This is a genomic window from Arthrobacter sp. MDT2-34-1, assembly GCF_059091365.1.
On the sequence record NZ_JBNHGO010000155.1, the window covers coordinates 1 to 439 of the forward strand.

The 439-nt window shown below is 67.0% G+C and carries 1 protein-coding gene; it reads right to left on the reverse strand.

Features of this window, described 5'->3' with window-relative positions:
- A partial coding sequence (locus AC5RVV_RS18145; protein ID WP_494002730.1) for an SGNH hydrolase domain-containing protein occupies nt 1-439 on the reverse strand: 439 nt, incomplete at both ends.

Here is a 439-nt window from a genome sequence, read left to right on the forward strand (position 1 = left end):
GGCTGCGGTGAAATCCTGGATTCCGGCGGCATAGCCCTCCACGATCGCTTCCCCGGCATCGCCTTGGTCCGTCCTGGTTCCAACGGTGAACACGGCATCGGGCTTTTCCTGCAGCACATAGTCATGGACCGCCTGGTTGTAGGCATTGCAGTCGTCGGAGCGGGACTCGACGGCGGCACCGTAGCGGCAGCCCATCTTCAGCAGGGCCACCACCTGCCAGCCGCGTTCCTCCGCCACCGGTTCCAGTGCCGTCAGCCACATCATGGAGTGGGAGTCCCCGAGCATCACGACGGTCCGGGCGGCTGTTTCCCGGTCCCCCACCACGCGGCAGGGCACGGGCTGGCCCGTGGCCGGATCCGTCTGGCCGTGGCACTGCTGATCCACTTCCGCCCATTCGCCGGAGAGGCTGCTGAGCGTCGGTTTGACCTGCGCGTCCTGT